Source organism: Rhizobiales bacterium NRL2 (assembly GCA_001664005.1).
In the GTDB taxonomy this organism is placed as follows: domain Bacteria; phylum Pseudomonadota; class Alphaproteobacteria; order Minwuiales; family Minwuiaceae; genus Minwuia.
In genome coordinates this window covers 4,263,206-4,287,242 of the sequence record CP016093.1, presented here as the reverse complement: position 1 = coordinate 4,287,242, position 24,037 = coordinate 4,263,206, and the positions used below count along the sequence as shown (strand labels likewise).

At 68.6% G+C, this 24,037-nt stretch carries 20 protein-coding genes; 11 read left to right on the top strand and 9 right to left on the bottom strand.

What is annotated here, in order from left to right; genetic code table 11:
• The first annotated feature begins 162 nt into the window (after positions 1-162).
• Positions 163-2,493: a hypothetical protein gene (locus TEF_20040; GenBank protein ANK82834.1), complete on the top strand. Its 2,331-nt coding sequence runs from the start codon at positions 163-165 to the stop codon at positions 2,491-2,493.
• A 45-nt stretch (positions 2,494-2,538) separates the two neighbouring features.
• A complete protein-coding gene (locus tag TEF_20035) occupies positions 2,539-3,297 on the top strand; it encodes a hypothetical protein (GenBank protein ANK82833.1) in 759 nt (252 codons plus the stop codon).
• Positions 3,298-3,319: 22 nt separating this feature from the next.
• On the opposite strand, the gene TEF_20030 is transcribed toward TEF_20035, so the two are convergent.
• The 3 genes from TEF_20030 to TEF_20020 all read right to left on the bottom strand — a co-directional run bounded on the left by TEF_20030 (position 3,320) and on the right by TEF_20020 (position 7,322).
• Positions 3,320-4,708: a hypothetical protein gene (locus TEF_20030; protein ID ANK82832.1), complete on the bottom strand. Its 1,389-nt coding sequence runs from the start codon at positions 4,706-4,708 to the stop codon at positions 3,320-3,322.
• Positions 4,709-4,754: 46 nt separating this feature from the next.
• The gene (locus TEF_20025; protein ID ANK82831.1) at positions 4,755-6,182 is read right to left on the bottom strand and encodes an undecaprenyl-phosphate glucose phosphotransferase; all 1,428 of its coding nucleotides are present in this window, start codon (positions 6,180-6,182) and stop codon (positions 4,755-4,757) included.
• Between the two features lie 69 nt (positions 6,183-6,251).
• Entirely contained in the window at positions 6,252-7,322 is a 1,071-nt protein-coding gene (locus TEF_20020) for a hypothetical protein (protein ANK82830.1), read from the bottom strand.
• Positions 7,323-7,462: 140 nt separating this feature from the next.
• Here TEF_20020 and TEF_20015 point away from each other — a divergent pair, with 140 nt between their 5' ends.
• From TEF_20015 to TEF_20005, 3 genes are all read left to right on the top strand, one after another.
• Positions 7,463-8,224, top strand: coding sequence for a hypothetical protein (locus tag TEF_20015; protein ANK82829.1), 762 nt, complete (start codon positions 7,463-7,465; stop codon positions 8,222-8,224).
• A 78-nt stretch (positions 8,225-8,302) separates the two neighbouring features.
• Entirely contained in the window at positions 8,303-9,598 is a 1,296-nt protein-coding gene (locus TEF_20010) for a hypothetical protein (protein ANK82828.1), read from the top strand.
• A gap of 31 nt (positions 9,599-9,629) precedes the next feature.
• Entirely contained in the window at positions 9,630-10,457 is an 828-nt protein-coding gene (locus TEF_20005) for a hypothetical protein (GenBank protein ANK82827.1), read from the top strand.
• Positions 10,458-10,486: 29 nt separating this feature from the next.
• On the opposite strand, the gene TEF_20000 is transcribed toward TEF_20005, so the two are convergent.
• Complete coding sequence (locus TEF_20000; protein ANK82826.1) at positions 10,487-11,356, bottom strand: hypothetical protein; 870 nt, start codon at positions 11,354-11,356, stop codon at positions 10,487-10,489.
• A gap of 133 nt (positions 11,357-11,489) precedes the next feature.
• Here TEF_20000 and TEF_19995 point away from each other — a divergent pair, with 133 nt between their 5' ends.
• From TEF_19995 to TEF_19980, 4 genes are all read left to right on the top strand, one after another.
• A complete protein-coding gene (locus TEF_19995; GenBank protein ID ANK82825.1) occupies positions 11,490-12,380 on the top strand; it encodes a hypothetical protein in 891 nt (296 codons plus the stop codon).
• 13 nt (positions 12,381-12,393) lie between these two features.
• Positions 12,394-13,284 carry a hypothetical protein gene (locus TEF_19990; protein ANK82824.1) on the top strand — a complete coding sequence of 297 codons (891 nt, stop codon included), beginning with the start codon at positions 12,394-12,396 and terminating at the stop codon, positions 13,282-13,284.
• An 84-nt stretch (positions 13,285-13,368) separates the two neighbouring features.
• Entirely contained in the window at positions 13,369-14,610 is a 1,242-nt protein-coding gene (locus TEF_19985; protein ID ANK82823.1) for an MFS transporter, read from the top strand.
• A 57-nt stretch (positions 14,611-14,667) separates the two neighbouring features.
• Positions 14,668-16,236: a hypothetical protein gene (locus TEF_19980; protein ID ANK82822.1), complete on the top strand. Its 1,569-nt coding sequence runs from the start codon at positions 14,668-14,670 to the stop codon at positions 16,234-16,236.
• Between the two features lie 141 nt (positions 16,237-16,377).
• On the opposite strand, the gene TEF_19975 is transcribed toward TEF_19980, so the two are convergent.
• The 3 genes from TEF_19975 to TEF_19965 all read right to left on the bottom strand — a co-directional run bounded on the left by TEF_19975 (position 16,378) and on the right by TEF_19965 (position 19,650).
• On the bottom strand, positions 16,378-17,151 hold the full coding sequence (locus TEF_19975; protein ID ANK82821.1) for a class II aldolase: 774 nt from the start codon (positions 17,149-17,151) through the stop codon (positions 16,378-16,380).
• A gap of 64 nt (positions 17,152-17,215) precedes the next feature.
• Positions 17,216-18,358 carry a hypothetical protein gene (locus TEF_19970; GenBank protein ANK82820.1) on the bottom strand — a complete coding sequence of 381 codons (1,143 nt, stop codon included), beginning with the start codon at positions 18,356-18,358 and terminating at the stop codon, positions 17,216-17,218.
• A 149-nt stretch (positions 18,359-18,507) separates the two neighbouring features.
• A complete protein-coding gene (locus tag TEF_19965; protein ID ANK82819.1) occupies positions 18,508-19,650 on the bottom strand; it encodes a 4-hydroxybutyrate dehydrogenase in 1,143 nt (380 codons plus the stop codon).
• Positions 19,651-19,777: 127 nt separating this feature from the next.
• Between TEF_19965 and TEF_19960 the strand changes: the two genes are divergently transcribed.
• Positions 19,778-21,463, top strand: a complete 1,686-nt coding sequence (locus TEF_19960; protein ANK82818.1) for a hypothetical protein — start codon at positions 19,778-19,780, stop codon at positions 21,461-21,463.
• A gap of 97 nt (positions 21,464-21,560) precedes the next feature.
• On the top strand, positions 21,561-22,952 hold the full coding sequence (locus TEF_19955) for a 4-hydroxyphenylacetate 3-hydroxylase (GenBank protein ANK82817.1): 1,392 nt from the start codon (positions 21,561-21,563) through the stop codon (positions 22,950-22,952).
• Between the two features lie 102 nt (positions 22,953-23,054).
• Here TEF_19955 and TEF_19950 read toward each other — a convergent pair whose 3' ends face one another.
• Both TEF_19950 and TEF_19945 read right to left on the bottom strand, forming a co-directional pair.
• Positions 23,055-23,621: a 2'-5' RNA ligase gene (locus TEF_19950; protein ANK82816.1), complete on the bottom strand. Its 567-nt coding sequence runs from the start codon at positions 23,619-23,621 to the stop codon at positions 23,055-23,057.
• A gap of 37 nt (positions 23,622-23,658) precedes the next feature.
• Positions 23,659-24,006, bottom strand: a complete 348-nt coding sequence (locus TEF_19945; protein ANK82815.1) for an arsenate reductase (glutaredoxin) — start codon at positions 24,004-24,006, stop codon at positions 23,659-23,661.
• Between the last annotated feature and the right edge of the window lie 31 nt (positions 24,007-24,037).

Here is a 24,037-nt window from a genome sequence, read left to right as displayed (position 1 = left end):
GGCAGGGGAACCAGAAACGCAAATCGCTTCGCCACTTGAGGGCACATGATCGCTTGTAGTGTGAATAATCTCCGGCAAATGGCTGACATGGCTGACGGAATCCCTGCGGATAACGGATTCGGGCGCGCTGGCGGCTTTCCGGCGCGTGAGGCCGGATGAACCATGGCGAATGTGAGCTATCTGGATTCGGCGAGGCCTGACGAGATGAGCGACGCGCCGTCCTTCGTCGACTCCGGCCGCGGCGACAGCCCGATGGTGAATTTCCGCCAGGTCTTCACCATCCTGTGGCGGCGCAAGTGGATCATCGCGGCCATCGTCATCATGGGCATGCTGATGGCCTACTACTGGCTGCAGAGCCAGACGCCCCTCTACTCGGCGGCCAGCGAAGTGGTCATCGGCATCCGTGACGAGCAGGTCACCGGTATCCAGGGCGTCGTCCAGGGCGAGACCCAGGACTTCTATTTCAACGAGACCCAGGCGGCGATCATCGCCTCCTCGCAGGTGGCCGAAACCGTCGCTGCGCGCCTGGACCTGTTCGAGAACCCGGATCGCCTGTACTGGGATGCGGGCGGTTCGGTCACGGCGGGGTTCTCGCTCAAGGCCACGATCAAGAGCATTCTCCCCGACCCCGTTGTGGAGGGCGTCCGCGGCGTGCTGAACAAGTTCCGCGGCGGCAGCCAGACCGACGAGAACACCTCGGTGCTGGCAAGCATGACGCCCGAGGAACTGGCCGAGTTCGAGCGCGAGCACGTCAAGAGGACACTGCTCGACGGACTCTCCGTGGATCCGTCGGAGCGCGCGCGCACCATCGCCATCCGTTTCATCTCGGACCGCCCGGCTTTCGCGGCCGAGGTCGCCAACGCCTTTGCCCAGGCCTATGTCGAAAGCACCCGGACGGAGAAGTCCGACGCCACGTCCCGCGCCTCCGATTTCCTGCGCGACGAGGTCGAACTGCTGAAGATCCAGTACCAGCAGTCCGAGCAGGCGCTGGAGCAGTTCAGCCGCGAGACCGGCTATGTCAGCCAGGGTGACCGTCTTTCGCTGATCGAGGAGCAGGTCGCCGAGTTCAACCGCCAGCTTGTCGAAGCGCGGCAGGAACTCGCCGAGGCCGAGGCCCGCAACCAGCAGGTGCAGCGCCTGCTGGAAGAGGAAGGCGGCATCGAGACCGTGGCCTCCGTGCTGGATTCGCCGCTGATCGGGCGCCTGCGGGAGCAGGAGGCCGAGGTGGTCCGCGAGATCGCGGAACTCCGCACGCAGCTCCGCGACCGCCATCCGCGTCTGCTGCTGAAGCGGGCCGAACTGGAGGATCTGCAGAACAAGATCCGCGGCGAGATCAACAAGATCGTCATCGGTCAGAACAACAATCTGGAACTGTCGCGGGTGCGCGTGCGCAATCTGGAGCAGGAGGTCGCCATTCTCCAGGCCCAGGTCCAGCGCCAGTCGGACGCCGAGGTGACGCTGCAGGCGCTGCGGTCGGAGCGTGACGCCAACAAGCAGCTCTACGAAACGGTGCTCGGTCGCTTCAACGAGATCAACCTGCAGGAGCGTTCGCCGCAACAGGCCAACGCCCGCATCATCACGCCGGCGTCGACGCCGCTGTTTCCGAGCTTCCCGCGCAAGTCGCTCACCCTGGCGGCGGCGCTGGTCGGCTCGGCCATGCTGGCGGTGATGGTGGTGTTCCTGATCGAATACATGGACTCCGGCTTCCGCTCGCTGCAGCAACTCCAGCAGTCGATATACGTGCCGGCGCTGGGCATCGTCCCGCGGCTGTCGGTCATGGAGGCGCGGCGCTACACGCCCGAGGAATTCGTGCTGGAGCAGCCGAACTCGCTCTACGCCGAGGCCATAAGGACGATACGAACATCGCTGATGTTGTCCAGCATCGACCGGCCGCCAAAATCGGTGATGTTCACCTCGTCGGTGCCCGCCGAAGGCAAGACCTCGACCGCCGTCTCCGTGGCGCGCGCCGCGGCCAAGGCGGGTCAGCGCACCATCCTGGTGGACTGCGACCTGCGCAAGCCTTCGGTCCACGAATCGCTGCGCGTGCCCAACGGCCAGGGCGTGGTCGAGATCCTCACCGGCGCGGCTGACCTGAACGACGCCATCGAGATCGACCTGAAATCGGGCCTGCACTACATCACCGCCGGCGCCAAGGCCCCGAACCCGCCGGACGCGCTTGGCTCCGCGGCCATGCGACAGCTCATCGGCGAACTCGAGAGCCGCTACGATCTCGTGATCCTCGACACGCCGCCGGTCCTGCCGGTTTCCGACTCGCTGGTCCTGCTGCGCAATGTCGACAAGACCGTCTTCCTGGTGCGCTGGGGCTCCACCCGCCGCGAGGCGGTGCTCGCCGGCATCCGCCAGGTGCAGGAGGCCAATGGCGACCTCGCCGGCGTCGCCATGACCCGGGTCGACATCCGCCGCCACCAGAAGTACAATTACAGCGACAGCTATTTCTACTATCGCGGTTACGGCAAGTATTATGGGGCCTGAGGCCACCGACCCGTCATTCGATCCCGCGCCGCCGCCCGTCCCGGCATGAGCGGTCCCGGGCGCCGGCGCCGTTCCACCACGCGGGCGCTGGCCATCGGCTCTTCGGCGGGCGGCCTCGTCATCCTTTCTGCAGGACTGCTGCTTGTCGGCCTGTCGGTGCCGAAACTGCTGAACGCCGTCGCCGCATCCACCGGGGAGTCGGTGATCGGCCGCCTGCAGGAAAGCCAGCCGGTCGGCGCGCAGGGACTGACGCGCGCGCGCGAAAGCCTGGCCTCGGCGGCGCGGATTCTGCCGTCGGACTATACCGCGCCCCGCGACCTGGCCCTGATCGAGCTGATCGCGGCCCAGCGCGCCGCGCCCGACGATCCCGCGCGCATGGGCTATCTGGAAGCCTCCATCGATGCGGCGCGGCAGTCATTGATGAACAACCCCGCCCAGCCCTATGTCTGGCTGCGCCTCTCGCAGGCGGAACTGCTGGCCAGGGGCGTGGGCGTGGAGGCGGCGCTGGCCTTCACCATGTCGCTGGAGACCGGGCCGCAGGTCATCGATCTGATGCGGCCGCGGGTGATCCTGGGGCTGGCGCTCTGGCCCGTGCTGGACGACCAGCAGCAGGAGCGCGTGCTGGCGCAGATCCGCGGCCTGGCGCGCTACAACGCCCGCATCCTGGCGGAAACGGTGCTCGACCGGGCGGGCCTGCCGCAGGTGCGCCGCGCCCTGGCCGACGAGCCGGAGCTGATGGCGCAGTTCCTGCGCTGGTATCTGCAGCGGCGCACGCCGGGTCTGCGCCCGCCGGGTCTGCCCTGACCCCCGTCATTCCCGACCGTTTCTAGAGCCGGTTGTGCCGCCCGCCGCCGGTGGGGAAGGCCTGAGCGTAACCGACGCCCAGCAGCATGGCGAACAGCGCCGCCACGGCCGGGATCTGCACGCTGAAGTCGACCAGTGCGTGCAGGCCGACCAGAGCGGCCGCCGCGAGGCCGATGGCGGGATAGATCGCGTCCTGACGGCGGACCCTGACGCCGCGGATGCACGCGCCCGCGATCCAGGCGTAGATCCCGAGCAGCAGCAGAAGCGCCGGCGCGCCGGCGTCGGCGGCGAACTCCAGATAGCTGTTGTGCGCCTTGCTGATGGCGTAGACGCCGCCGAACTGGGCGTTCTTGTAGCCGTGGAAATAGCTTTCGAAGGCGCCGCCGCCATGGCCCGTCAGGGGCTCGTCCGCGATGGCGCTGATGGTGCGCTGGAACAGCCAGGGCCGGCCACTGAGCTCCTGGCCGTCGGCGTCGACCTTGCGCTCGAAGGTGCCGCCGCCGGCCGCCAGAATTACGACCACGACGCTGGCTGCCGCCGCCGCCAGCAGGACCGGCGCGCCCGGCAGGCGTCCCCGGCGGTAGAACCAGGCCCAGCCCAGCGCCGCCATGCCGACGCCGCCGGCGACCAGACCGGCCCGCGAGCGGGTCATTACAAGCGCGATCACGAGGATCAGCACCGCGAAGGCGCAGAGCCATACCTCGGGGCTGATCCGCGCCGGGCGGTGGATCACGGGGCGCGGTTCCGCGCTCATGCCCCCGCCGCCGGCGCGCAGCCCCCGCATCACCATGCCCAGCCCGGCCACGGCGGCGAGGGCGGCGAAGGTGGCGAAGCTGTTGCGGTTGACGAAGGTGGAGGTCAGCGAATCCTCGTAGGCCCATTTCTTCAGGCCGACGATGGTCTCGCCGCCGGCGATCTCCGCCGCCAGTCCGTAGAGGGCGTAGAGCGTCCCGATGCCGACCGCGGAAAAAACGTAGATCGCGGCGTTGTCCGGTTCCCGCCCGGTCTGGGCGGCGACCCAGAAGATGCCGCCATAGGCCAGCAGCCGCATGGCCGAAGTCGCGGCGTCGGACGGCGAGACGGCGATGGCGCCGCCGATGGTCTCCAGCCCCAGGGCGGCCGCCGTCGGCGTCCACAGCGGGTGCCACAGGAATTCCGGCCCGCCGGTCTGGGCCAGCAGCCAGCCGACGAGCAGCAGCCAGCCCACCGCGGGCACGATGGCGGCCGTGCCCGACAGGCGGAACAGCGTCGGCCGGAAGGTCGCCGCCAGCCCCCAGAGACAGACCAGCCCGCCGCTGGCGAAGGACAGCAGCGACCAGCTGACCGGCCGGTTGCTGCCCAGCGGCAGCGGCGCCGCGGCGAGAACCACGATCAGCGCGAGAACGAGGAAACGTTCAAAGTAGAACAGCATGACGGCCGGCGGGGCTCAGGCCCGCCGCAGGGCGGCAATGGCGCGGTCAGTAGGCATTCTTGTGCACGAACCCCACGAAGATCGTCCGAATCAGGATGCGGATATCCAACCATAGCGACCAGTTGTCGATGTAGTAGAGATCGTACTGGACGCGCCGTTCCATCTTTTCCGGGGTGTCGGTCTCGCCGCGCAGGCCGTGGATCTGCGCCCAGCCGGTGATGCCGGGCTTGACCTTGTGGCGCCCGAGATACTGGTCGATGAGCTGGGCGTATTCCTCGTTGTGGGCGACGGCGTGGGGACGGGGGCCGACCAGCGACATCTCGCCCCGCAGGACGTTGAAGAGCTGCGGCAGTTCGTCCAGGCTGGTCCGGCGCAGGAAGGCGCCGAGGCGGGTGATGCGGGGATCGCCCCGGGTCGCCTGCGCGCCGCCCCTGGCGTCGCCCATGTCGGTGCGCATGGTGCGGAATTTGAAGACCGTGAAGACGTTGTTGTTGAAGCCATAGCGCTGCTGGCGGAAGATCGCGGGGCCGGGGCTGTCGAGCCGCACCGCCAGCGCGATCAGCGCGAGCAGCGGCGAGATGGCGGCGATGATCAGCGCTGACAAGATCCGGTCCTCCAGCCCCTTGACGACATAGTTCCAGCCCGAAAGCGGCGGTTCCTGCACCACCGTCATGGGCAGGCCGCCCAGATGGCGCACGCGCCGCTCCATCAGACGATAGCCCAGCGGCTCCGGCGCGAGCGTTACGTCGACCGGCGCCTCGCGCAGCCGGGTCAGCACCTCGGCGATCTGCTCCTCGTCGTCCCAGGGCAGGGCGACCATGACCTCCTGGACCTGATTGCCGCGCAGGAATAGCAGCAGGTCGTTCAGGTCGCCTCGCACCGGCGTGCCCAGCACGTCCCTGCGGCCGGCGTTGGGGCGGACGGTGAAAACCGCCACGATCTCCACGCCCAGCTCCGATTTCTGCTCGGCGACATAGCGCAGCAGCCGTTCCGCCTGCGCGCCGGCGCCGACAATCACGGCGTTGCGCTGCATCACGCCCGACTGTTTCCAGGCCTCGATCCGGCGCGCCATGCCGAGCCGGAAGACCATGATGGCGACGAAGCCGAGACCCAGCCAGATGCCGACCCAGATGCGCGAATAGTCCGCCGACGTCTTGGAGAAGAAGCCGATGGCGAGCAGCAGCAGCGAGACCGCCGTCCAGCCGCCGATGATGCGGCCGAGCTGACCGCCGACCGTCTCCACGACGCCGAAACGGTAGAGACCGGCGACCTGGAAGGCATTGGCCGTCAGCGCCAGGGCGACGCCGATGGCGGCGACATAGGCCACGGGCATCGTCAGCGTGTCATGGCGCAGGGCGTAGGCCAGCCAGCCGGCAATCAGCACGATGAGAAGGTCGCCGATGCGCGCGATGCCGATCAGGACCGACGGAGACGAGGCGATCATGCGCACCCGGCGATTCGCTCTCGTCGTCACGGTCGTCACGATCCTTTCCGCCTCAGAGGCCGGGGCAAGCGGGGCGCACTATAGGGTCGGCGCCGATGATCAGGAAGCGCCGATGCCCGCCTCGCGGGTCACGCCCGCCTGCTCCATCCAGGCGTCGCCTTCGCTTTCCATGCTCAGCCGGGTCGCGTCGTCGATGCGCTCCTTCATGGCCAGGCGGCCGACCAGCGCGGAGACCTCGCCGGCGGTGGCGGCGATGTAGTACCACTTGTAGGCGCGGGCGAAGTCCGGTCCGCCGAACATGCCGTCCTCATAGGCCTGGGCCAGCTTCACGGCCATGCGGGTATTGCGCTGGGCGGCCTTGGAATACCATTGCAGCGCCAGATCGAAGCTCTGCTCCAGATCCCTGCCCTCGGCATAGGCGAGCGCGAGATCGATCATGGCGCCGGCATGGCCCATGTCGGCGGCCCGCTTGAGGTATTCGAGACCCTTCTCGGTGTTCTTCTCCACGCCGACGCCGTCGCGGTAGATGACCGAGGCGTTGTAGTAGGCGAGCGGAAATTCCTGCTGCGCCGCGAGGTCGAAATACTTCAGCGCCGTGGCGAAATCCTGCGGTACGCCGACGCCGTCGCGGTAGAGCTCCCCCAGCAGGTTCTGACCGCGGTCGATGCCGGCTTCCGCGCCGATCAGGGCCCACCGCACGGCCTCGGCATGGTTCTCGACAACGCGCCCCTGACCGCCGTCTTCCACCGACCGGCCCTCGCCGCTGCGGTAGATGGCGGCCAGCGGCACGGAGGCCCCGACCACGCCCAGATTGAAGGCCTGCTTGTAGAGCGCCTCCGCCCGGGGGACGCTCTGGATCACGCCCACGCCCTGGCGGTAGTGCCAGGCGAGGCGGTTGATCGCCTGCTTGTGTCCCTGCTCGGCCGCCTTCTCCAGCCAGAAGGCGGATTCGATCTTGTCGGGCTTGACGCCCTTGCCCTGCCAGAGCGCGATCGCGACCTGGAACTGGGCGCCCATGTCGCCGCGGCGCGCCTCATCCAGGGTTTCCTTGTAGATCTGCGCCAGCGCTTCCGCGGTCAGTTGCTCCTTGTCCTGCTCCTGCGCATGGGCAAGGGGAGCAAGGCAGGCGAATACCGCGGCGAACGCCGCGCCAAGCCAGCGTTTGGTCATTCTCACGCCTCCATCCGCTCCTTTCGGGCCGCCGGATTCACGAATTGCGAAAACATTTTCAAATTCGCGACCGATCTATATGAATCGACGGTCCGAAACTCCGGGTTGAAAGCAGGCTTGCAAGCCCCATGCTACCGTGGATGAAGAAGAGCCGTGCAGAGCAACAGGCCGCCGCCGCGACGGTGACATGCGCCCCCGATGGCGAGCGCATCTACGCCATCGGCGACGTGCACGGACGCGCGGACCTGCTGCTCGAACTGGTGGAGATGATCCGCGCGGACATGGACCGGGGCGAGGCCCGGCGCCATACCGTCGTCTTCCTGGGGGATTATCTCGACCGCGGTTCGGGCAATGCCGAAGTGCTCGACATCCTCTGCGCCGATCCCTTCGACGGCGGCGCGCACATGGTTTCCCTGATCGGCAATCACGAGGCGGTGCTGCTGCAGTTCCTGGAGGACGCCGAGATCGGCCGCGACTGGCTCCGCTTCGGCGGCGACGCCACGCTGGCCTCCTACGGCATCCGCATCCGCCGGGACGAACCCGGCATCGACGAACTGCTGCGGGCCCAGGCGGCGCTGGCCGACAACATGCCGGCCGAGCACCTGGAGTTCCTGCGCGGCCTGAAGCTGAGCTATCGCGCCGGGGACTACCTGTTCGTGCATGCCGGGATACGCCCCGGCGTGCCGCTGGCCCGCCAGGACGGCAACGACCTGATCTGGATCCGCAACGCCTTCCTGCAGAGCGACGACGATTTCGGCTGTGTGGTCGTTCACGGCCACACGCCCAATCTGGAGGTCGAAAGCCGCCACAACAGGATCGGCATCGACACCGGCGCCTATTTCAGCGGGCGGCTGACCGCGGCGGTTCTGGAGGGCGAGGAGCGGCGCTTCCTGTCGACCTGAACCGGGGCCTGACGGCGGTACGGCTCTTGCTGTAGATTCGGCATCGGCGGATATTTCCACGGCTGAGGGGCGCAAGGCTTGGCGATCAGCGACATACAGGGGCGGGCAGGCGAACGCGGCGGTCAGCATCTGCCGTTCTTCGAGCTGGCGCTGCCGCCGCTGGTCGTGCTCGGCTTCTTCTACGCCGCCTTCTACAACGCCCTGCCCGAGGGGTTGCTGACGCCGCTGGCGGCGCTGATCTTCGGCGGCCTCGCGGGTCTGTCGTTCATCAGCGTGGCCGCCCGGCCGTCATCCTGGCGCTGGCGGCTGCTGTTCCTGGTGAGCAGCCTGCCGGTCATCTGGCTGGTGTCGCATCTGATTCTGCAGCACCGGATCGATTTTCCCCAGATGCTGCGCTATCTCGGGCCATTCTATCTCGGCATTCTCGCCTTCGGACACTACGACAAGTTCCCGCTCCGGCTGATCGCCTGGCTGGCCTGCGGGGCCATATTCTGGGTGATGATCTGGTCGGCGACGCAGCCCTTCTACCTGCATTCCAACGAGGCCGTCTTCGACGATCCGGTGCCGGGCTGGTGGGCGGCCCTGGTCGGCAATGGCCGCCTCGCGCCCTACCACGGCGGTCCCGAGAATCCCCACTCCAGCGGCTACATGACCCTCGCCTTCATGCTGGTCGTCCACCAGGCATGGTACTGGGGGTATCTGTCGACGAAGGTCATGGCCGCCTTCGTCGGCATGGCGATGCTCTACATCGTGGGCTGCTTCTCCACCCAGGTGCTGGTGGCGGCGGTGTCCTATTTCGGCTGCTACGGCATGTACTCCCGACGCATTCCGCGGCCGCTCAAGGCCGTGGTGCTGGTCGCCGGCGTGCTGCTGTTGGCGCTGATCGCCATCGAGAACGAGGAGCGCAAGGCCGCGGTCCGCAACGACACCAACATCAAGCTGGAGGAGCTGGGCTCGGGCCGTCTCGGCACCTGGATCGAGCGGCTCGACATCATTTCGGGCCGTGACAGCGCGGAGGTCTGGCTGGGCACCGGCATCGGCTCCGACAACATGTCCTCGATCATCTGGCGGCTGAAGGAGACGACCTCCCACAACACCTATCTGACCATGATCATCGAGAACGGGATCCTGGGCTTCTTCGCCTATTTCGGCGCGCTGATCATGATGATGCTGGCGCTGAACCGGCACGGAATCTGTCTGTTCACGCCCGTCTTCGTCACGGCGCTGATCGGCAACGGCCTGTCGCTGAGACCCATGCCCTTCGAGATGTTCTTTCTCGCCGTGGTCATTTGCATCGCCGGTCTGGCCGCGCAATATCGTCGCCGTCAGTTCGAGGCCGACCGCCACCGGATGGCCGCGCGGCTGGCGGGATAGGCGCGCCGCGCCATCGACCGGAGGGGAAGAAATGAACGCGATCAATGCCGAGCAGATCGAATACTGGAACGGACCCAACGGCGCCAAATGGGTGCGCAACCAGGCGCGCATGGACGCGACCCTGGCGCCCTTCAGCGATCACGTGCTGGCGGCGGCGCGGCCCGAGGCGGGCGAGACGGTGCTCGACATCGGCTGCGGCTGCGGCGGCACGGCCATCGACATCGCGGCGACGGGCGCAAGCGTGATCGGTGTCGATGTCTCCCGGCCCATGCTGGAACACGCCCGCACCCGGCCGGGCGCCGCGGCGGTCGATTTCGTCGAGGCCGATGCGGCGGCCCATGATTTCGGCGACGCCGCCTTCGACCTCGTCTTCTCGCGCTTCGGCGTGATGTTCTTTCGCGACGCCGATGCCGCCTTCGCCAATATCGGCCGCGCGACGAAACCGGGCGGACGGCTGGCGCTGGCCTGCTGGCGCGCGCTGTCCGAGAACCCGTGGATGCTGAAGCCGGTCATCGTCGCCAAGTCGTTCATCGAGCTGCCGCCGCGCCCCGGACCGGAGGAACCGGGACCGATGTCCTTCGCCGATCCCGACCGGGTGAAGCGCATCCTGGCGGCCGGCGGTTTCACCGACATCGAACTGGAGCCCGTCGACCGGATGCTGCGCCTGGGCGCGGACGCCGACGAGGCGGTGGTCTCGGCGTTGGAGATCGGCCCCGTCGGCGGCGCGGCGCGTGAGGCCGGCCCCGAAGCCGTCGAGCGCATGAAGCCGGCGCTGCGCGCCATGCTGGCGGAACATCAGACCGACGAGGGTGTGAAGCTGCCCGGCGCGATCTGGTGCATCACCGCGCGCAAGGGCTGAGCCGGCAGGACACCGCGCCCCGGACGGCGCTACTCCGCCAGCGTGTTGCACCTTCCGGCGACGCGGGTCTGGCGCATCAGCCGGCGGTAGCGGTCGGCGTCGTAGCCGACGCCCCGGTGCAGCAGGCAGCGGTTGTCCCAAATCACCAGGTCGCCCGGCTGCCAGCGCAGGGTGTAGACGTGCTCGGGCCGCGTCGCGCGCGCCAGCAGGTCGTCCAGCAGGTCGCGGCTCCGCGCGTCCTCCCAGCCTTCGATGGTCTTTGCATGGGAGCCGACATAATAGTTCTTCCGCCCCGTCCGCGGATTGGCGCGCACCAGCCGCTGCCGCACCGGCGGCAGGCTGGCGGCGTGCGAGGGCGTGACCGCGTCAGGGCCGACCTTGGAGCGGGAGAAGACGTAATCGTGGATCGTCACCAGCGGATCGATCTCGTCGCGCTCTGCCTCGGAGAGGCGGTCATAGGCCGCGCGGGCACTGACATAGAGGGTCTCGCCGCCCTCGTCGGGCACCTCGTGGACCGACATGATCGAGACGAAGGACGGCACGTCGCGGAACGAAGAGTCGGTGTGCCACATGTTGTTGCCGGTCAGGAACCGGACATGCTTGTGGTCGTTGCCCATCTGCCGGCCTTCGGCGTCGATATTGCCGATGGTGCCGAAATATTCCCGGCGGCCGGTCTGGCCGAGGATCACGTGGTTCGGCTCCGGTTCGCCCAGCAGGCCGGTAAAGGCGAGCTGCGCCGCGTCGTCGAGACCCTGATCGGGGAAGATCAGCAGCGAATGCTCGTCGATCGCTTCGCGGATCGCCTCGACCATATCCGGCGCCAGAGGCGGCGTCAGGTCGACGCCGGTGATCCGCGCGCCGAAATCGTCGTGCAGGGGTTCGGTTTCGAACTCGGCCATGATGCATTTTCTCCCGCAGCGATTTCATCATGATCGGCGGCAGGGGCCAAGGGCCGGCGTCGCCGCGCCGCCTCGACCTTGTTCGCCGGGGGCGGGGCGGGCAAGATCGGCGCAATCAAGGGGAGGCAAGACAATGACCGTCATCCGCATCCAGTTCACGCTGTTCTCGGCGTTCTATTCGCCGCTGATTTCCACCTTCACGGGCGGCTTCCTGCAGGAGGAGGGCCTCGAGCCGGACTGGTCGGTGGCGAAGCCGGGGGTCTCGGCGATCGAGGCGCTGGAGCGTGGCGAGGCGGACGTCATCCAGTCGGCGCTCAGCCAGGGATTCGGGCCGCTGCAGAAAGGTGAGACGCCGAGCGCGGTCCACTTCGCCCAGGTCAACGAGATGGACGGCTTCTTCATCACCGGGCGGGAGGCCGACCCGGACTTCGACTGGAAGAAGCTGGAGGGGGCGGAGGTCGTCATGTTCGGCGGCGGCCAGCCCCAGGTGATGTTCAAGTACGCCTGCCACCGCGCCGGCATCGACTTCGACAGGATCAAGGCGATCACGCCGGGCGGGGCCGACGCCATCGACCGCGCCTACCGGGAAGGGCAGGGCCAGTACGTGCAGCAGCAGGGTCCCTATCCGCAGCAACTCGAGGCCGACGGCGTCGGTCGCGTCGTTGCGCAGGTCGGCCCGAAGGTCGGCCGCTGCGGCTTTTCCAGCCTGGCGGCGAAGCGCGAATGGCTCGCGACCGACACGGCGCGCGCCTTCATGCGGGCCTATGCGAAGACGCGGCGCTACATGAACGAAGCGTCGGCCGCCGAGATCGCCCGCGCCGAGAAGCCGCATTTCCCGGACATCACCGAGGCGGCGCTGACCGACTGTATCGCGGCCTACCAGCGGCTCGGCTGCTGGACACCCCATGTGGAGATCACGCGGGACGCCTACGAGGCGACCCTGGACATCTATCAGCAGTCCGGCGGACTGACCGAGCGCTTCGCCTACGAGCAGGTCTGCGCGGAGCCGCCGACAATCGGGTAGTGGAGTAGAGTTCATGTTGATGGAAGACGTGCTGAAGCATCCCACGACGGTGCTGAGCAAGGCGCAGCGGGAACAGTTCTTCGAGGATGGCTGCGCCGTGATCGAGGGCGCGGTCGACGCCGCCTGGCTGAAGCGTCTGCAGGATGCGATGGACGAGATGGTCGATCTCAGCCGCGAGGTTGCGGAGGATGACGGCCGCTTCATCCTGGAGGAGGGGCATTCGCCCGACGACCCGCGGCTCAGGCGGCTGGTCAGTCCCGTCACGCACCATCCCGAGTTCTGGGCCTTCGCCAGCGAGTCGGTCTCGGCCGACATCGCGGCGGACGTCTGCGGGCCGGACGTGAAATTCTATCACTCCAAGCTCAACTTCAAATGGCCCAAGGGTGGCCACAAGTTCGACTGGCACCAGGACGTGCCGGCCTGGCCGCATACCGACTACAGCCCCATGACCGTCGGCATCTACCTGGAGGACACCGGCGAGCCGCAGGGGCCGCTGCTGGCGATCCGGGGCAGTCACAAGCCGCCCATGCACTCCATGTACGACCGCGACGGCAATTGGGTGCTGCGCATTCCAGAGGAGGACCTGTACGAGGGCTGGCGCGACGACGTGGTCAGTCTGACCGGGCCGGCGGGCTCGGCGGTGCTGATCAACTGCCGCGTCATTCACGGCAGCCAGGCCAACCGTTCGGACCGCATGCGGCCGATGCTGCTCAACGTCTACAGCTCCGCCGATTCCATGCCCTATGTGACCAATCCGATCCCCAGCCCCTACGAGGGCGCCATCGTGCGCGGCAAGCCGGCCCGTTTCTCCTGCCACGATCCGCGCGGCTGCGAACTGCCGCCGGACTGGTCGGCGGGCTATGTCGGACCCTGGAAACACCAGACGGGCGCCAGGGCCGGCTGAGGCCGCGAATACCGCACCTGCGAAATCGGCTGTTCCCTCGCCGGCATTGCGCGATAGGTTCCCCGCCTCTGGCGAGAGGCGCGGATGAGCAATTCGGCAAATGGCGGGACGGGACCGGGACGGACGGAGTTCGTGACGATGATGGCGCTGCTCACCTCCATGGTAGCGCTCTCGATCGACACGGTGCTGCCGGCGCTGCCGGTCATGGGGCGCGATCTCGGCGTCGCCGACGTGACCGACAACCAGCTCATCGTCACCGTGCTGTTCGCCGGCCTGGGGCTGGGACAGCTGATCTACGGCCCGCTGTCGGACAGCATCGGCCGCAAGCCGGCCATCTACATCGGCATCGCGATCTTCCTGGCCGGCTGTCTCGCCTCGCTGTTCGCGCCGGATTTCGAGACCATGCTGGTGGGCCGCGCGCTGCAGGGTCTGGGGGCCGCGTCGGCGCGGATCGTCACCATCGCCGTGGTCCGCGACCGCTTCGCCGGCCGGGGCATGGCTCAGGTCATGAGCTTCATCATGGCGGTCTTCATCCTGGTGCCGATCCTGGCGCCCATGGTGGGGCAGGGAATCCTGTTCGCCGGCGACTGGCACCTGATCTTCGTCTTCTTCATCGGGCTGGCCGGCATCGCGGTGACGTGGTTCGGCCTGCGCCAGTTCGAAACCCTGCCGCCGGCCCGCCGGGTGCCGTTCTCTCTCTCCAACATCGCGCGCGGATTCCGCACCGCCGCGACCAACCGGATCACGCTGGGCTACACCATCGCCACGGGCTTCACCTTCGGGCCGTTCCTCGCCTATCTCAGCTCGGCGCAGCAGATCTTCCAGTACCAATACGGTACCGGCGACGCCTTCGCGCTGTACTTCGCCGGCGGCGCGGCATCGCTCGGCGTCGCCTCGTTTCTCAACGGCCGGATCGTGATGCGCTATGGCATGCGCCGGCTGGTGCGTATTTCCCAGACCGCGTCCGCCGCGACGTCCTTCGTCATGGCCGCCATCGCGCTGGCGATGGGCGTCGAGCCGAGCCTGTTCTGGCTGATGGTCTATTTCATGGCGATCTTCTTCGCCGTCGGCATGGTCTTCGGCAACCTTAATGCGCTCGCCATGGAGCCGATGGGCGCCATCGCGGGCATCGCCTCGGCCTTCGTCGGTTTCGTGCCGACCGCGCTCGCCGTGCCCCAGGGCATCCTGATCGGCAGTCAGCTGGACGGCAGCGTCATTCCGCTGATGATCGGCTTCGGCATCTGCACGACGGTATCGCTCGGCGTCGGCCTGTGGGCCGACCGGGATCACCCGCCCGGGCCTATCGTCGAACCCGGCGCGGCTTGACCGGAGGGCGGCGCGCGCCGCATCTATCATCTGACGGGCAGGGGAGGCTCGAAGGACATGACCGATGAAGCGGCGCGCCGGCGCCTGGAGGAGATCGCGGCCAGACGGCTGAGCGTTTCGGACGAAGGCCGCCCGGAAGCGGCAGCAAGGCAGCATGGCCGGGGGCGGATGACGGTGCGGGAGCGGATCGGGACGCTGCTCGATCCCGGCAGCTTCCGTGAGATCGGTGGCCTGGTGGAGCCGGCCAGGGACACGGAACTGACCAGCACCCTGAACGCCCCGGCCGACGGCATCGTCACCGGCTGGGGGAAGATCGAGGGACGGCCGGTCTATCTGCTGGGCGACGACTTCACCGTGCTCGGCGGCTCGGTGGGCGTCGTCGGCGCGGAGAAGACGCACCGCATCATGGACATGGCCGAGAAGAACGGCCATCCCCTGATCTGGCTGCTGGAGGGGGCGGGCCACCGCATCCAGGACGGGCTGGACAGCCGCCACTTCGCGTCCGCCGGCACAACCTTCTGGCACCTGGCGCGGCTCTCGGGCTGGGTGCCGATCGTCACCGCGGTCCTCGGCCCGGGCTATGCCGGACCGACCAACATGGCCTCCTTTGCCGACTTCCGTGTCATGTGGCGGGGGCATTCGCAGATGGGCATTGGCGGCCCGGCGCTGGTCCGCGCCGCCACCGGCGAGGAGATCGAGACCGAGGCGCTGGGCGGCGCCGGGGTGCAGGCCGACCGTCAGGGGCTCGCCGACATGGCGCCGGAGACGGAGGAGGACTGCTTCCGCGCCATGCGCCGCTATCTTTCCTACCTGCCGTCCAATTCGGGTCAGCGGCCGCCGGTCGCGGCGCCGGACGATCCGATCGACCGCCGGGAACAGGCGCTGGCGGACATCGTGCCGGATAGCTCGCGCCGCGCCTACGACATGCGCCGCATCCTCGAACTGGTCTTCGACCGGGACAGCGTCTTCGAGACCAAGCCGAGCCATGCGCGCAACATGGTCACCGCCTTCGCCCGGATCGGCGGCCATCCGGTCGCGGTCGTCGCCAACAACCCGATGTTCCTGGCCGGCATGCTGGATTCGAAGGCCGCCGAGAAGGCAGCGCGCCACATCGCCATCGCCGACGCCTTCGGTCTGCCGCTGATCTACTTCGTCGACATGCCGGGGATCTTCGTCGGCTCGGGCGCCGAGGCGACGACGCTCGGCCTGCGTTCGGCCAAGATGCTCTACGAACTGGGCGTGGCCAGCGTGCCGCGCTACTCGGTGATGGTCCGCAAGGGCTATGGCGCGGGCTACTACGCCATGAACGGCGGCCGCGGCTTCCACGCCGACGGCTGCTGGGTCTGGCCGACCTCCGAGCTCTGCGCCATGTCGATCGAGACCGCGCTCAACGTCGCCTACCGCCGGGACTGGCAGAACGCGCCCGATCCGGCGGCGCGCAAGGCCGAACTGGAGGCCGACATCCGCAAGAACCTGACGGCGCTCCGGGCGGTCGAGCATTTCGGCGTCGACGACGTCATCGACCCGCGCGACACGCGCCGCGTGCTGGCCGAGGCGATCGCCATGGCGGCCCCGCGCCCGCACGATTCCGGTCCGCCGAAGAAGCGCGCGATCAGCCCGATCTGACGGCGGTCCGCTACTTGTCATGCCCGCCCTGTGCGGGCATCCGGGAAGCGCGGAGGTTTCAGTCCTCGCCGGCGTCAGCCAGGCGGGCACGCCCGACCGGACCCCCGCGCAAGGCGGGGGTGACCCGATCGGTTTCGAACGCTATTCCCGCCAGCTCGTGTCCTGGCGGTCGAGGCGGCGGATGAGGGCGGCGAACTCGCGCTGTCCGACACCGGCGCCGAAGCCGCCCATCGCGGCCTGGCGGACATATTCCTGCACTTGCTTCGGCGGGGTCACCAGCTTGCCGCCGGCCTGGGCGGCGATCTGCATGCGGCAGGCCTGTTCCATGTAATGCATGTAAAGGAACGCCTCGGCCACGGTCTCGCCCACGGTCAGCAGACCATGATTGCGCAGGATCATGACGTTCTTCTCACCCAGGTCGGCCACCAGCCGCTCCTGTTCCTCCTCGCGCAGCGCGATGCCTTCGTAGTCGTGGTAGGCGACGTTGTCGGTGAACAGCATGGACGTCTGGCTGAGCGGCAGCAGACCGCCGTCCTGCGCCGAGACGCCGGTGCCGGCGACGGTGTGGGTGTGCAGCACGCAGCCGACGCTCGGGCGTTCGCGATGGATGCAGCTGTGGATGACGTAGCCGGCGGGATTGATGCCGTATTCGCTCTCCGAGACCACGTTGCCGTCCAGGTCGACCTTGACCAGGTTCGACGCCGTGATCTCCTCGTAGAGCAGGCCGAAGCCGTTGATCAGGAAATGCTCTTCCGGTCCCGGTACGCGGGCGGAGATGTGGGTGTAGATCAGGTCGTCCATGCCGAACATGCGCACCAGCCGGTAGCAGGCGGCGAGGTCGAGCCGCGCCTGCCATTCCTCGGCGGTGATGCCGTCGGGGCGGGCGCTGGGATGACGGGCCACGTTCGCTGACATTGTTGTTCTCCCCGTTCGGTGGCTTGGTCGATGGCCGCCAGTCTATCCGATCGCGGCCGGCGCGTCAGCGGCCGCGCCACTGCCGCCGCGATATCAGGAACAGCGTCAGGGTGAGCAGCGCGCCGGCGAGGGCGAACCACTGCAGCGCGTAGAGGTCCATGCCGCGCAGCACCTGGGCGCCGACGAGGGCGCCGAGCGCCTGTCCGAGATACATCGAGGAGGCGTGCAGCGAGAGCGCGGTGCTGCTCTGCTCGGGCGCGAGGCCGACCAGCCGGGCCTGCTGGGCGACCGCGAAGCTGAACCCGGCGGCGCCCCAGACCGAGAGCATGATGCAGGCGGCGATCACCCCGGTGTCCAGCAGGTCGAAGCCGGCGAAGATGACAGGCAGGGTGAAGAGCCCGCCCAGAATCGTGACGGTCGTGCCGAAGCGGTCGGTGATACGCCCGCCGACGATATTGCCGATGAAGCTGAACAGGCCGAACAGCAGCAGCACGACCGTGATGTCGTTGGTGTCCGCGCCGGACCGCTGGCTCAGGATCAGGGCGATGAAGGTATAGGGGATGAACTGGCAGGCCATGTGGCCGACGCCGACCGACAGCGCCAGCACCATGCGGTGGTTGGACAGCACCGCGATCAGCGGCCGGAAGCCCGCGCCCCGCGCCTTGAGACCCTTCGGAACCGTGACCAGGGCCGAGATCGTGGCGCCCGCGGCCAGGGCGGCCACGAACCAGAAGGTCACGGGCCAGCCGAAATTGCCGCCCAGCCAGGTGCCCAGCGGCACGCCGAGGACCGTGGCGACGACGAAGCCGCCGAAGACCAGCGAGAGCGCGCGGGCGACGCGTTCGGGCGGGACCAGCGTGCTGGCCACCGCGGCGCCGATCGGCGAGAAGATGGCCGCGCCCAGCGCCGAGGCGATGCGCGCGAACAGCAGCAGATCGAAGCTCGCCGCCACGGCCGCCACCGTGTTGGCGACGGCGATCAGCGCCGCCGCGCCGACCAGCAGCCGCCGGCGGTCGAACCCGCCGGTCAGGGAGCCGAGCAGCGGCGCGCCCAGCGCATAGGCGATGGCGTAGAGCGAGATGAGATGGCCGGAGCGGGCGTCCGGGACGCCCAGGTCGCGGGCGATGTCGGGCAGCACGCCGGCCACGACCAGCGCGCCGGTGCCGACCGCGAAATTGCCCAGCGCCAGCCCCCAGAGAGCTTTCATCTGGATGATTCTCCGGAAAATAGAGGAGCGAGAGAGATGTCGTGCTGGACCCCGGGATCAAGTCCCGGGGCCGGGAAACGAGATAGTGGGCTTGGTAGCCGGAACCGGGCCCGTTCCGGGACTGGATCCCGGAACCCGGTCTGTCGCAGTCAGCCGATGCCCATTGCGTCGCGGTAAAGCGCCTCGAAGCCGGCGGCATCGACCGGCCGCGCGTTGGTCGGCGTGGTGGGGTCGGCCAGCGCGTGTTCGATCAGGCCGGGCATCATGTCCTCGGTGACGCCCATCTCCGAGAGGTTCGCGGGCAGGCCGAGCTTCGCGTTCAGCGCCTCGACGGCCCGGTCCAGCGGCTCGCCCGCCTTCAGGCCCATGGCGTGGCGCAGCCTGTCGCGTTTCTCCCCCAATACCTCGTCGTTGTAGCGCAGACAGGCCGGCAGGCAGACGGCGTTCAGCGTGCCGTGGTGCAGGTTGAGCGCGGCGATGCGGCCGATGGCGTGGCTCATGGCGTGGACCGCGCCGAGGCCCTTCTGGAAGGCCAGCGCCCCCTCGGCGGCGGCGATCATCATCTCCTTGCGCGCCGCCCTGTCCCGGCCGTTCTCCGTCGCGCGGATCAGATTGCCCTGGCCCACGGCGCGCCACAGCCCGTCCAGCCCGATGGCCTCCGCCGGCGGGTTGTCGACCGGGCTCATCACCGCCTCCATCAGATGGGTGACGGCGTCCATGCCGGTGGCCGCGGTCAGCCGCGCCGGCAGGCCGAGCGTCAGGTCGGGATCGCAGAGCGCGATCTTCGGCAGCATGTGCGGGCTGCCGAAGACCAGCTTGCGGCCGTCTTCGGTAATGATCACCGCGCCGCGGCTGACCTCGGAGCCGGTGCCGGAGGTGGTCGGGATCACGATCATCGGCGCGCAGGGACCGATCTTCGCGCCGCCGCCGGTGGCGGCGTTGTACCCGGCCAGGGGCTCGTCATGGGTGGCCAGCAGGGCCACGCCCTTGGCCAGGTCCATGGACGATCCGCCGCCGAGCGCCACGATGCCGTCGCAGTCGTTCTCGCGGAACAGCCGGAGCGCGTCCTTCACCGCCCGTTCGGTCGGGTTTTCGGGCGTGCCGTCATAGAGCGTCGCCTGGACGTCGTTGGGGATGCGGCGGCGCAGTTCGTCGGCCATGCCCAGTGCGACCAGCCCCCGGTCGGTGCAGATCAGCGGCCGGCGCATGCCGAGCTGCGCCAGGCTGTCGGCCAGCATGTCGATGGCGCCATGCTCGATATGGCACTGGTTGACGTAGGTGATGATGGCCATGGCCGCTGCTCCCCCTGCAATGCGTGGGACGACTTTAGCCGTGCATTGCGGGGGCGCAATCCCGTCCCATCCGCGCCATATTCGCCGTTAGTCTGAGAAACTCGGACGGACGGCGGAGCGTTGCGCGATGACGGAAGGGCCGGCGAAGGCGGGGGGCGGATTCTGGCAGGACCTGTCGGAAGTGCCGCGGCGTTTCCCCTGGCCCTTCGCCATCGCGGCGGGAACCGCGCTCTGGCTGGTCTGGGAGCAGCTGTTCAACGACGGTCCGCCCTGGATCCTGACCCCCCGCATGGTCTACGGGATCTTCCTGGGCTGTCTCGTCAGCTTCTTCGTGACACTCGGTCTCGCGCGGCTGGGCGAACGGGCGCCGCATCTGAAGCGGCGGCTGGCGATCCTCGCGGCCGCGGTGCCGGCGCCGGCGATCCTCGTTTGCATGATCCTGGTTTCCGTCGATTTCGCCTTTTCGCTCGGCCTGCGCTGGGCGGAGACGGCGGCACTGCAGCGGGCGCAGGCCAACGCCGTCGCCCTGCATCTCGTGGCCGCCGGCGTGGTTGCGGCCTTCGTCCTGCCCTATGCCGCGGGGCGGGTGGGCAATGACCGCTTCATCTGGTGGACGATCGCTTCGATCTTCGCCGGGTTCCTGGGGCTGTTCATCGCCGGGCTGGCGCTTGCCGTGCTCATGGCGGTCTACCTCGGCGCGACGATGGTCGCCGGCATCGACCCCGAAGCCGAAGTGATCGGCGTGTTCGCCACCGTCGCGCTCTGCCTGTTCTGGCCCTGGTACGCGCTCAGCGAACTGCCCCGCATCGACCGGCGCGACCCGACCGAGGTGCCACCGACCCCGCGCTGGTTCCGTCTGGCCGCGCACTGGATCGTCCTGCCCGGCTGGCTGGCGCTCGCCGCCATCGCCTATGCCGGGCTCGGCCGCTGGCTGTTCGAAGGCGGCGAGAATGTGCCGGCCCATGCGGTCGCCGCGCTGGTGGCCGCGGGCGGGCTGGCGACAGCGATCTGCTACGCCACCGCGCTCCGCCATGCCGGCCGCAGCACGGTCATGGCGCGCTGGCGGCGCTGGATGGGCGCGGTTCTCATCGCGCCGGTCGCCGTCGGCCTCTACGCGGTCACCTGGCCGGCGGAGCATTTCGAGGAGAGCTATATCGGCGCCTTCGCGCTGACCCTGCTGCTCTGGCTGCTGGGCACCTCGCTCTATGTCACCTGGCGGGCGGAGCCGCGCGCGCCGCGCCTGGCGACCGGCTTCGTCGCGGCGATGCTGGCCGGGATCGCCGCGGCCTTCCCCGTAACCTCCACCTACCTGGCGCCCTGGGGCGAACGGGAGGCCGAACGGCGCGCAGAGGCGGGGCCGCTGGCGGAGCGGAACTACCGCCCTGAGCAATGGTCGGAAGGGGGCATGCCGCTGGAAGTGCTGCCCGGCCTGTGGGCGGTGACCCGGATGATCGCAACGGTCCGCGGCGGCTCCGGCCCTGCCGGATTCGTGCTGCCTGGGGCGGACGCCGCGCGGCTCACTGCGGAATTGGACGAGACCGGTCTGGAAATCCGGCTCGGCGCCTGCCGGGTGGCGTTGCTGCCGACGGCGGCGCTGCTCGCGGCGGAGGCGGGCGCCAATCCGGTCTACCGCGGACGCTTCGGCGACATCGACATCGCGGTCCGGCCGCTGCATGGCTCGACGCAGCAGACTGCCGCCGCCGAGACGCTGCAGCATGTCGACTTCGACCTCTATCTGCGGCGCGGAGAGGGGCCATGGCCCGGACAGGCGCCGTGCCCGCCGGCGGCGGTTCTGGAGCCCGTGCGCCCCTGACATTCCCGACCCCCCGGCCGGCGCCGCTTGACGCTACCGGCGGTGCTGTCACGATAGGCGCAACTTTGTGAACGTTCGATCGGGGAGGATCCGGACCATGATGACAGGCGAGCAGTACCTGGCGTCGCTTGACGACGGGCGCGCGACCTATTTCGAAGGCCGCAAGATCGAGAACATTCTCGACGACAAGATCATGGGCGAGTCGGCCCGGCTGATCGCCGAGGGCTACGACAAGCTCTACCGCCCGGGGCCGGACGCCACCAGCCCGCTGATGTCCATTCCGCGCTCGGCGGAGGACCTCAAGGCGCGCCTGCCGGTGGTCTCCGACGCCGATATCGTCGCCAACACGACCAACCAGTCGATCATGACCCTGATGACGGCCGCCGGCCGCATCGGCGACGAGCATCCCGAATACGCCCGGCGCATCCAGGCCTGGATCGAGGACGCCCAGCGCCGCGATATCCGCATCACCGAGTGCATTACCGACGGCAAGGGCGACCGCTCGCTCAGCCCCGGCAAGCAGGCCGACCCGGACGCCTATACGCGCGTCGTGGAACGCCGCCCCGACGGCGTCGTCATCCGGGGCGCCAAGCTGCACATCACCGGCGCCTCGCTGGGCCACGAGACCATGGTCATTCCCACCAAGGCGATGAAGCCGGGCGAGGAGGACTACGCCATCGCCTGCGCCGTGCCGGTCAACGCGCCGGGCGTGAAGATCGTCAACACCTCCTACGCGCCGCGCCACGAGGACGACCGCGTCTTCCCCGTCAGCCGCCAGAACCACATGCCGGAAGGCTTCGTCATCTTCGACGACGTCTTCGTGCCGGAGGAGCGCATCTTCCTGAACGGCGAGACGAAACACGCCGGGCAGTTCGCGCATTCACTGGGTCTGTGGGAGCGGCTGGGCGGGCTCACCTTCATGGCCAACGAGGCCGACGAACTGGTCGGCTTCGCACAGCTCATCGCCGAAGCCAACGGCCTGGCCAAGGTGCAGCACGTCCGCGAGAAGATCTCGGAAATGATCATTCACGCGACGCTGATCCGCGGCGCGCTGGAGGCGGCGATCGCCAACTGCGTCATCGGCGACAACGGCGCGGCCTTCCCCTCCGAGCTCTACACCAATGCCGGCAAGTACCAGGCGGCGACCCAGTACAACATGATGTGCCGCCATCTCCACGATATCGCCGGCGGCTCGGTGCTGACCGCGCCGGCCATCGCGGACCTGGAGAACAACGAGGTCGGCCCGCTGGTGCGCAAGTACATGACAGCCAATCCCGAGATCGACGGCGAGTACCGCATGAAGCTGTTTCACGCCATCCGGGACCTCACCGCCGACGCCATGGGCGGCTGGCGCTACGTCACCAACATCCAGGCCGGCGGCGGGCTCTACGCCCAGCGCATCGTTACCCGCAAGCACTACGACATGGAGCACGCCAAACAGAAGGCGCTCCACGCCGCCCGCATGCTGCCCGAGCAGGCGGGGGAGTAGCTCCGGGCCCGCTCTCGACCCCCTCCCGGTCTCGCGACGCTCGACCACCCTCCCCCTGACAGGGGAAGGGGCGGGGAGGGGGTGTCGTCACCACACATATGTCTAAACAGCCGCCGCCCTGAGCGGGTCCGCGGGCGGGTCGAGTTCGAAGTCGCATTGCGGCTCGTAGCGCGCGCCGTCCGAGGACAGGAAGCTGCGGTAGAGCGTGAAATCGACCACTTCGAAGGGCGGCGTGGAGAGATCGCCGTTCTCGTGCAGGAACTGCTGGATCCTGGAGCGCGGCGCGTCTCTCAGCCGGGCGAGGGTCACGTGCGGATGGAACTTGCGCCGTTCCGGTTCGAAGCCGGCCCGCTGCGCGGCCTGCTCGACCTTCTTCTGCAGGTGGGTCAGCGCCGGCTGCGGCTCGACGCCGGCCCAGAGCATCCGCGTGCGCCTGCGGTCGCCGAACAGCCCGACGCCCGCGAGGCGCAGGTCGAAGGCCGGCGCGCGCAGCGCCGACAGTTCGTCCACCAGATCCTCGGCCATGGGCGTTTCCGTGTCGCCCAGGAAGCGCAGGGTCAGGTGCAGGTTCTCGCGCGGGATCCACCGCGCGCCGGGGACGCCGCCCGCCGTCATCGCCAGGCGCTCGGCGACGGGCTCGGGCAGTCGGATGCCTATGAACAGGCGCATGGATCCGCTCCATGGTCGCAGAGGGGCAGGGCGGCGCTCAGACGATGTCGAGCGCCTTTTCCGGCGGCCGGCCGAGGGCGGCCTTCGCGCCGGAGAGCACGATGGGACGCTCGATCAGCTTCGGCGTGCCCACCATCGCCTCGATGAGCTGGCCGTCGGAGAGTGCGGGGTCGTCCAGGCCCTGTTCCTTGTACTCCGGCTCCTTGCGGCGCATCAGATCACGCGGCGTCATGCCGAGCTTGGTCAGGATATCGGCCAGTTCGGCCGCGGTCGGCGGCGTCTTGAGATATTCGATGACCGTCGGCTCGACGCCCCGCTCCTTCAGCAGGTTCAGGGTCTCGCGCGATTTCGAGCAACGGGGGTTGTGGTAGATCGTGACGCTCATGCTCGTCCTCCGTCGCTGCAGGATATGCCGC

Coding starts and splice junctions, on each gene's coding strand:
- TEF_20040 (ANK82834.1), top strand. CDS start 163: ATGGCGAATGTGAGCTATCTGGATTCGGCGAGGCCTGACGAGATGAGC.
- TEF_20035 (ANK82833.1), top strand. CDS start 2,539: ATGAGCGGTCCCGGGCGCCGGCGCCGTTCCACCACGCGGGCGCTGGCC.
- TEF_20030 (ANK82832.1), bottom strand. CDS start 4,708: ATGCTGTTCTACTTTGAACGTTTCCTCGTTCTCGCGCTGATCGTGGTT.
- TEF_20020 (ANK82830.1), bottom strand. CDS start 7,322: ATGACCAAACGCTGGCTTGGCGCGGCGTTCGCCGCGGTATTCGCCTGC.
- TEF_20015 (ANK82829.1), top strand. CDS start 7,463: ATGAAGAAGAGCCGTGCAGAGCAACAGGCCGCCGCCGCGACGGTGACA.
- TEF_20005 (ANK82827.1), top strand. CDS start 9,630: ATGAACGCGATCAATGCCGAGCAGATCGAATACTGGAACGGACCCAAC.
- TEF_20000 (ANK82826.1), bottom strand. CDS start 11,356: ATGGCCGAGTTCGAAACCGAACCCCTGCACGACGATTTCGGCGCGCGG.
- TEF_19995 (ANK82825.1), top strand. CDS start 11,490: ATGACCGTCATCCGCATCCAGTTCACGCTGTTCTCGGCGTTCTATTCG.
- TEF_19990 (ANK82824.1), top strand. CDS start 12,394: ATGTTGATGGAAGACGTGCTGAAGCATCCCACGACGGTGCTGAGCAAG.
- TEF_19985 (ANK82823.1), top strand. CDS start 13,369: ATGAGCAATTCGGCAAATGGCGGGACGGGACCGGGACGGACGGAGTTC.
- TEF_19980 (ANK82822.1), top strand. CDS start 14,668: ATGACCGATGAAGCGGCGCGCCGGCGCCTGGAGGAGATCGCGGCCAGA.
- TEF_19975 (ANK82821.1), bottom strand. CDS start 17,151: ATGTCAGCGAACGTGGCCCGTCATCCCAGCGCCCGCCCCGACGGCATC.
- TEF_19970 (ANK82820.1), bottom strand. CDS start 18,358: ATGAAAGCTCTCTGGGGGCTGGCGCTGGGCAATTTCGCGGTCGGCACC.
- TEF_19965 (ANK82819.1), bottom strand. CDS start 19,650: ATGGCCATCATCACCTACGTCAACCAGTGCCATATCGAGCATGGCGCC.
- TEF_19960 (ANK82818.1), top strand. CDS start 19,778: ATGACGGAAGGGCCGGCGAAGGCGGGGGGCGGATTCTGGCAGGACCTG.
- TEF_19955 (ANK82817.1), top strand. CDS start 21,561: ATGATGACAGGCGAGCAGTACCTGGCGTCGCTTGACGACGGGCGCGCG.
- TEF_19950 (ANK82816.1), bottom strand. CDS start 23,621: ATGCGCCTGTTCATAGGCATCCGACTGCCCGAGCCCGTCGCCGAGCGC.
- TEF_19945 (ANK82815.1), bottom strand. CDS start 24,006: ATGAGCGTCACGATCTACCACAACCCCCGTTGCTCGAAATCGCGCGAG.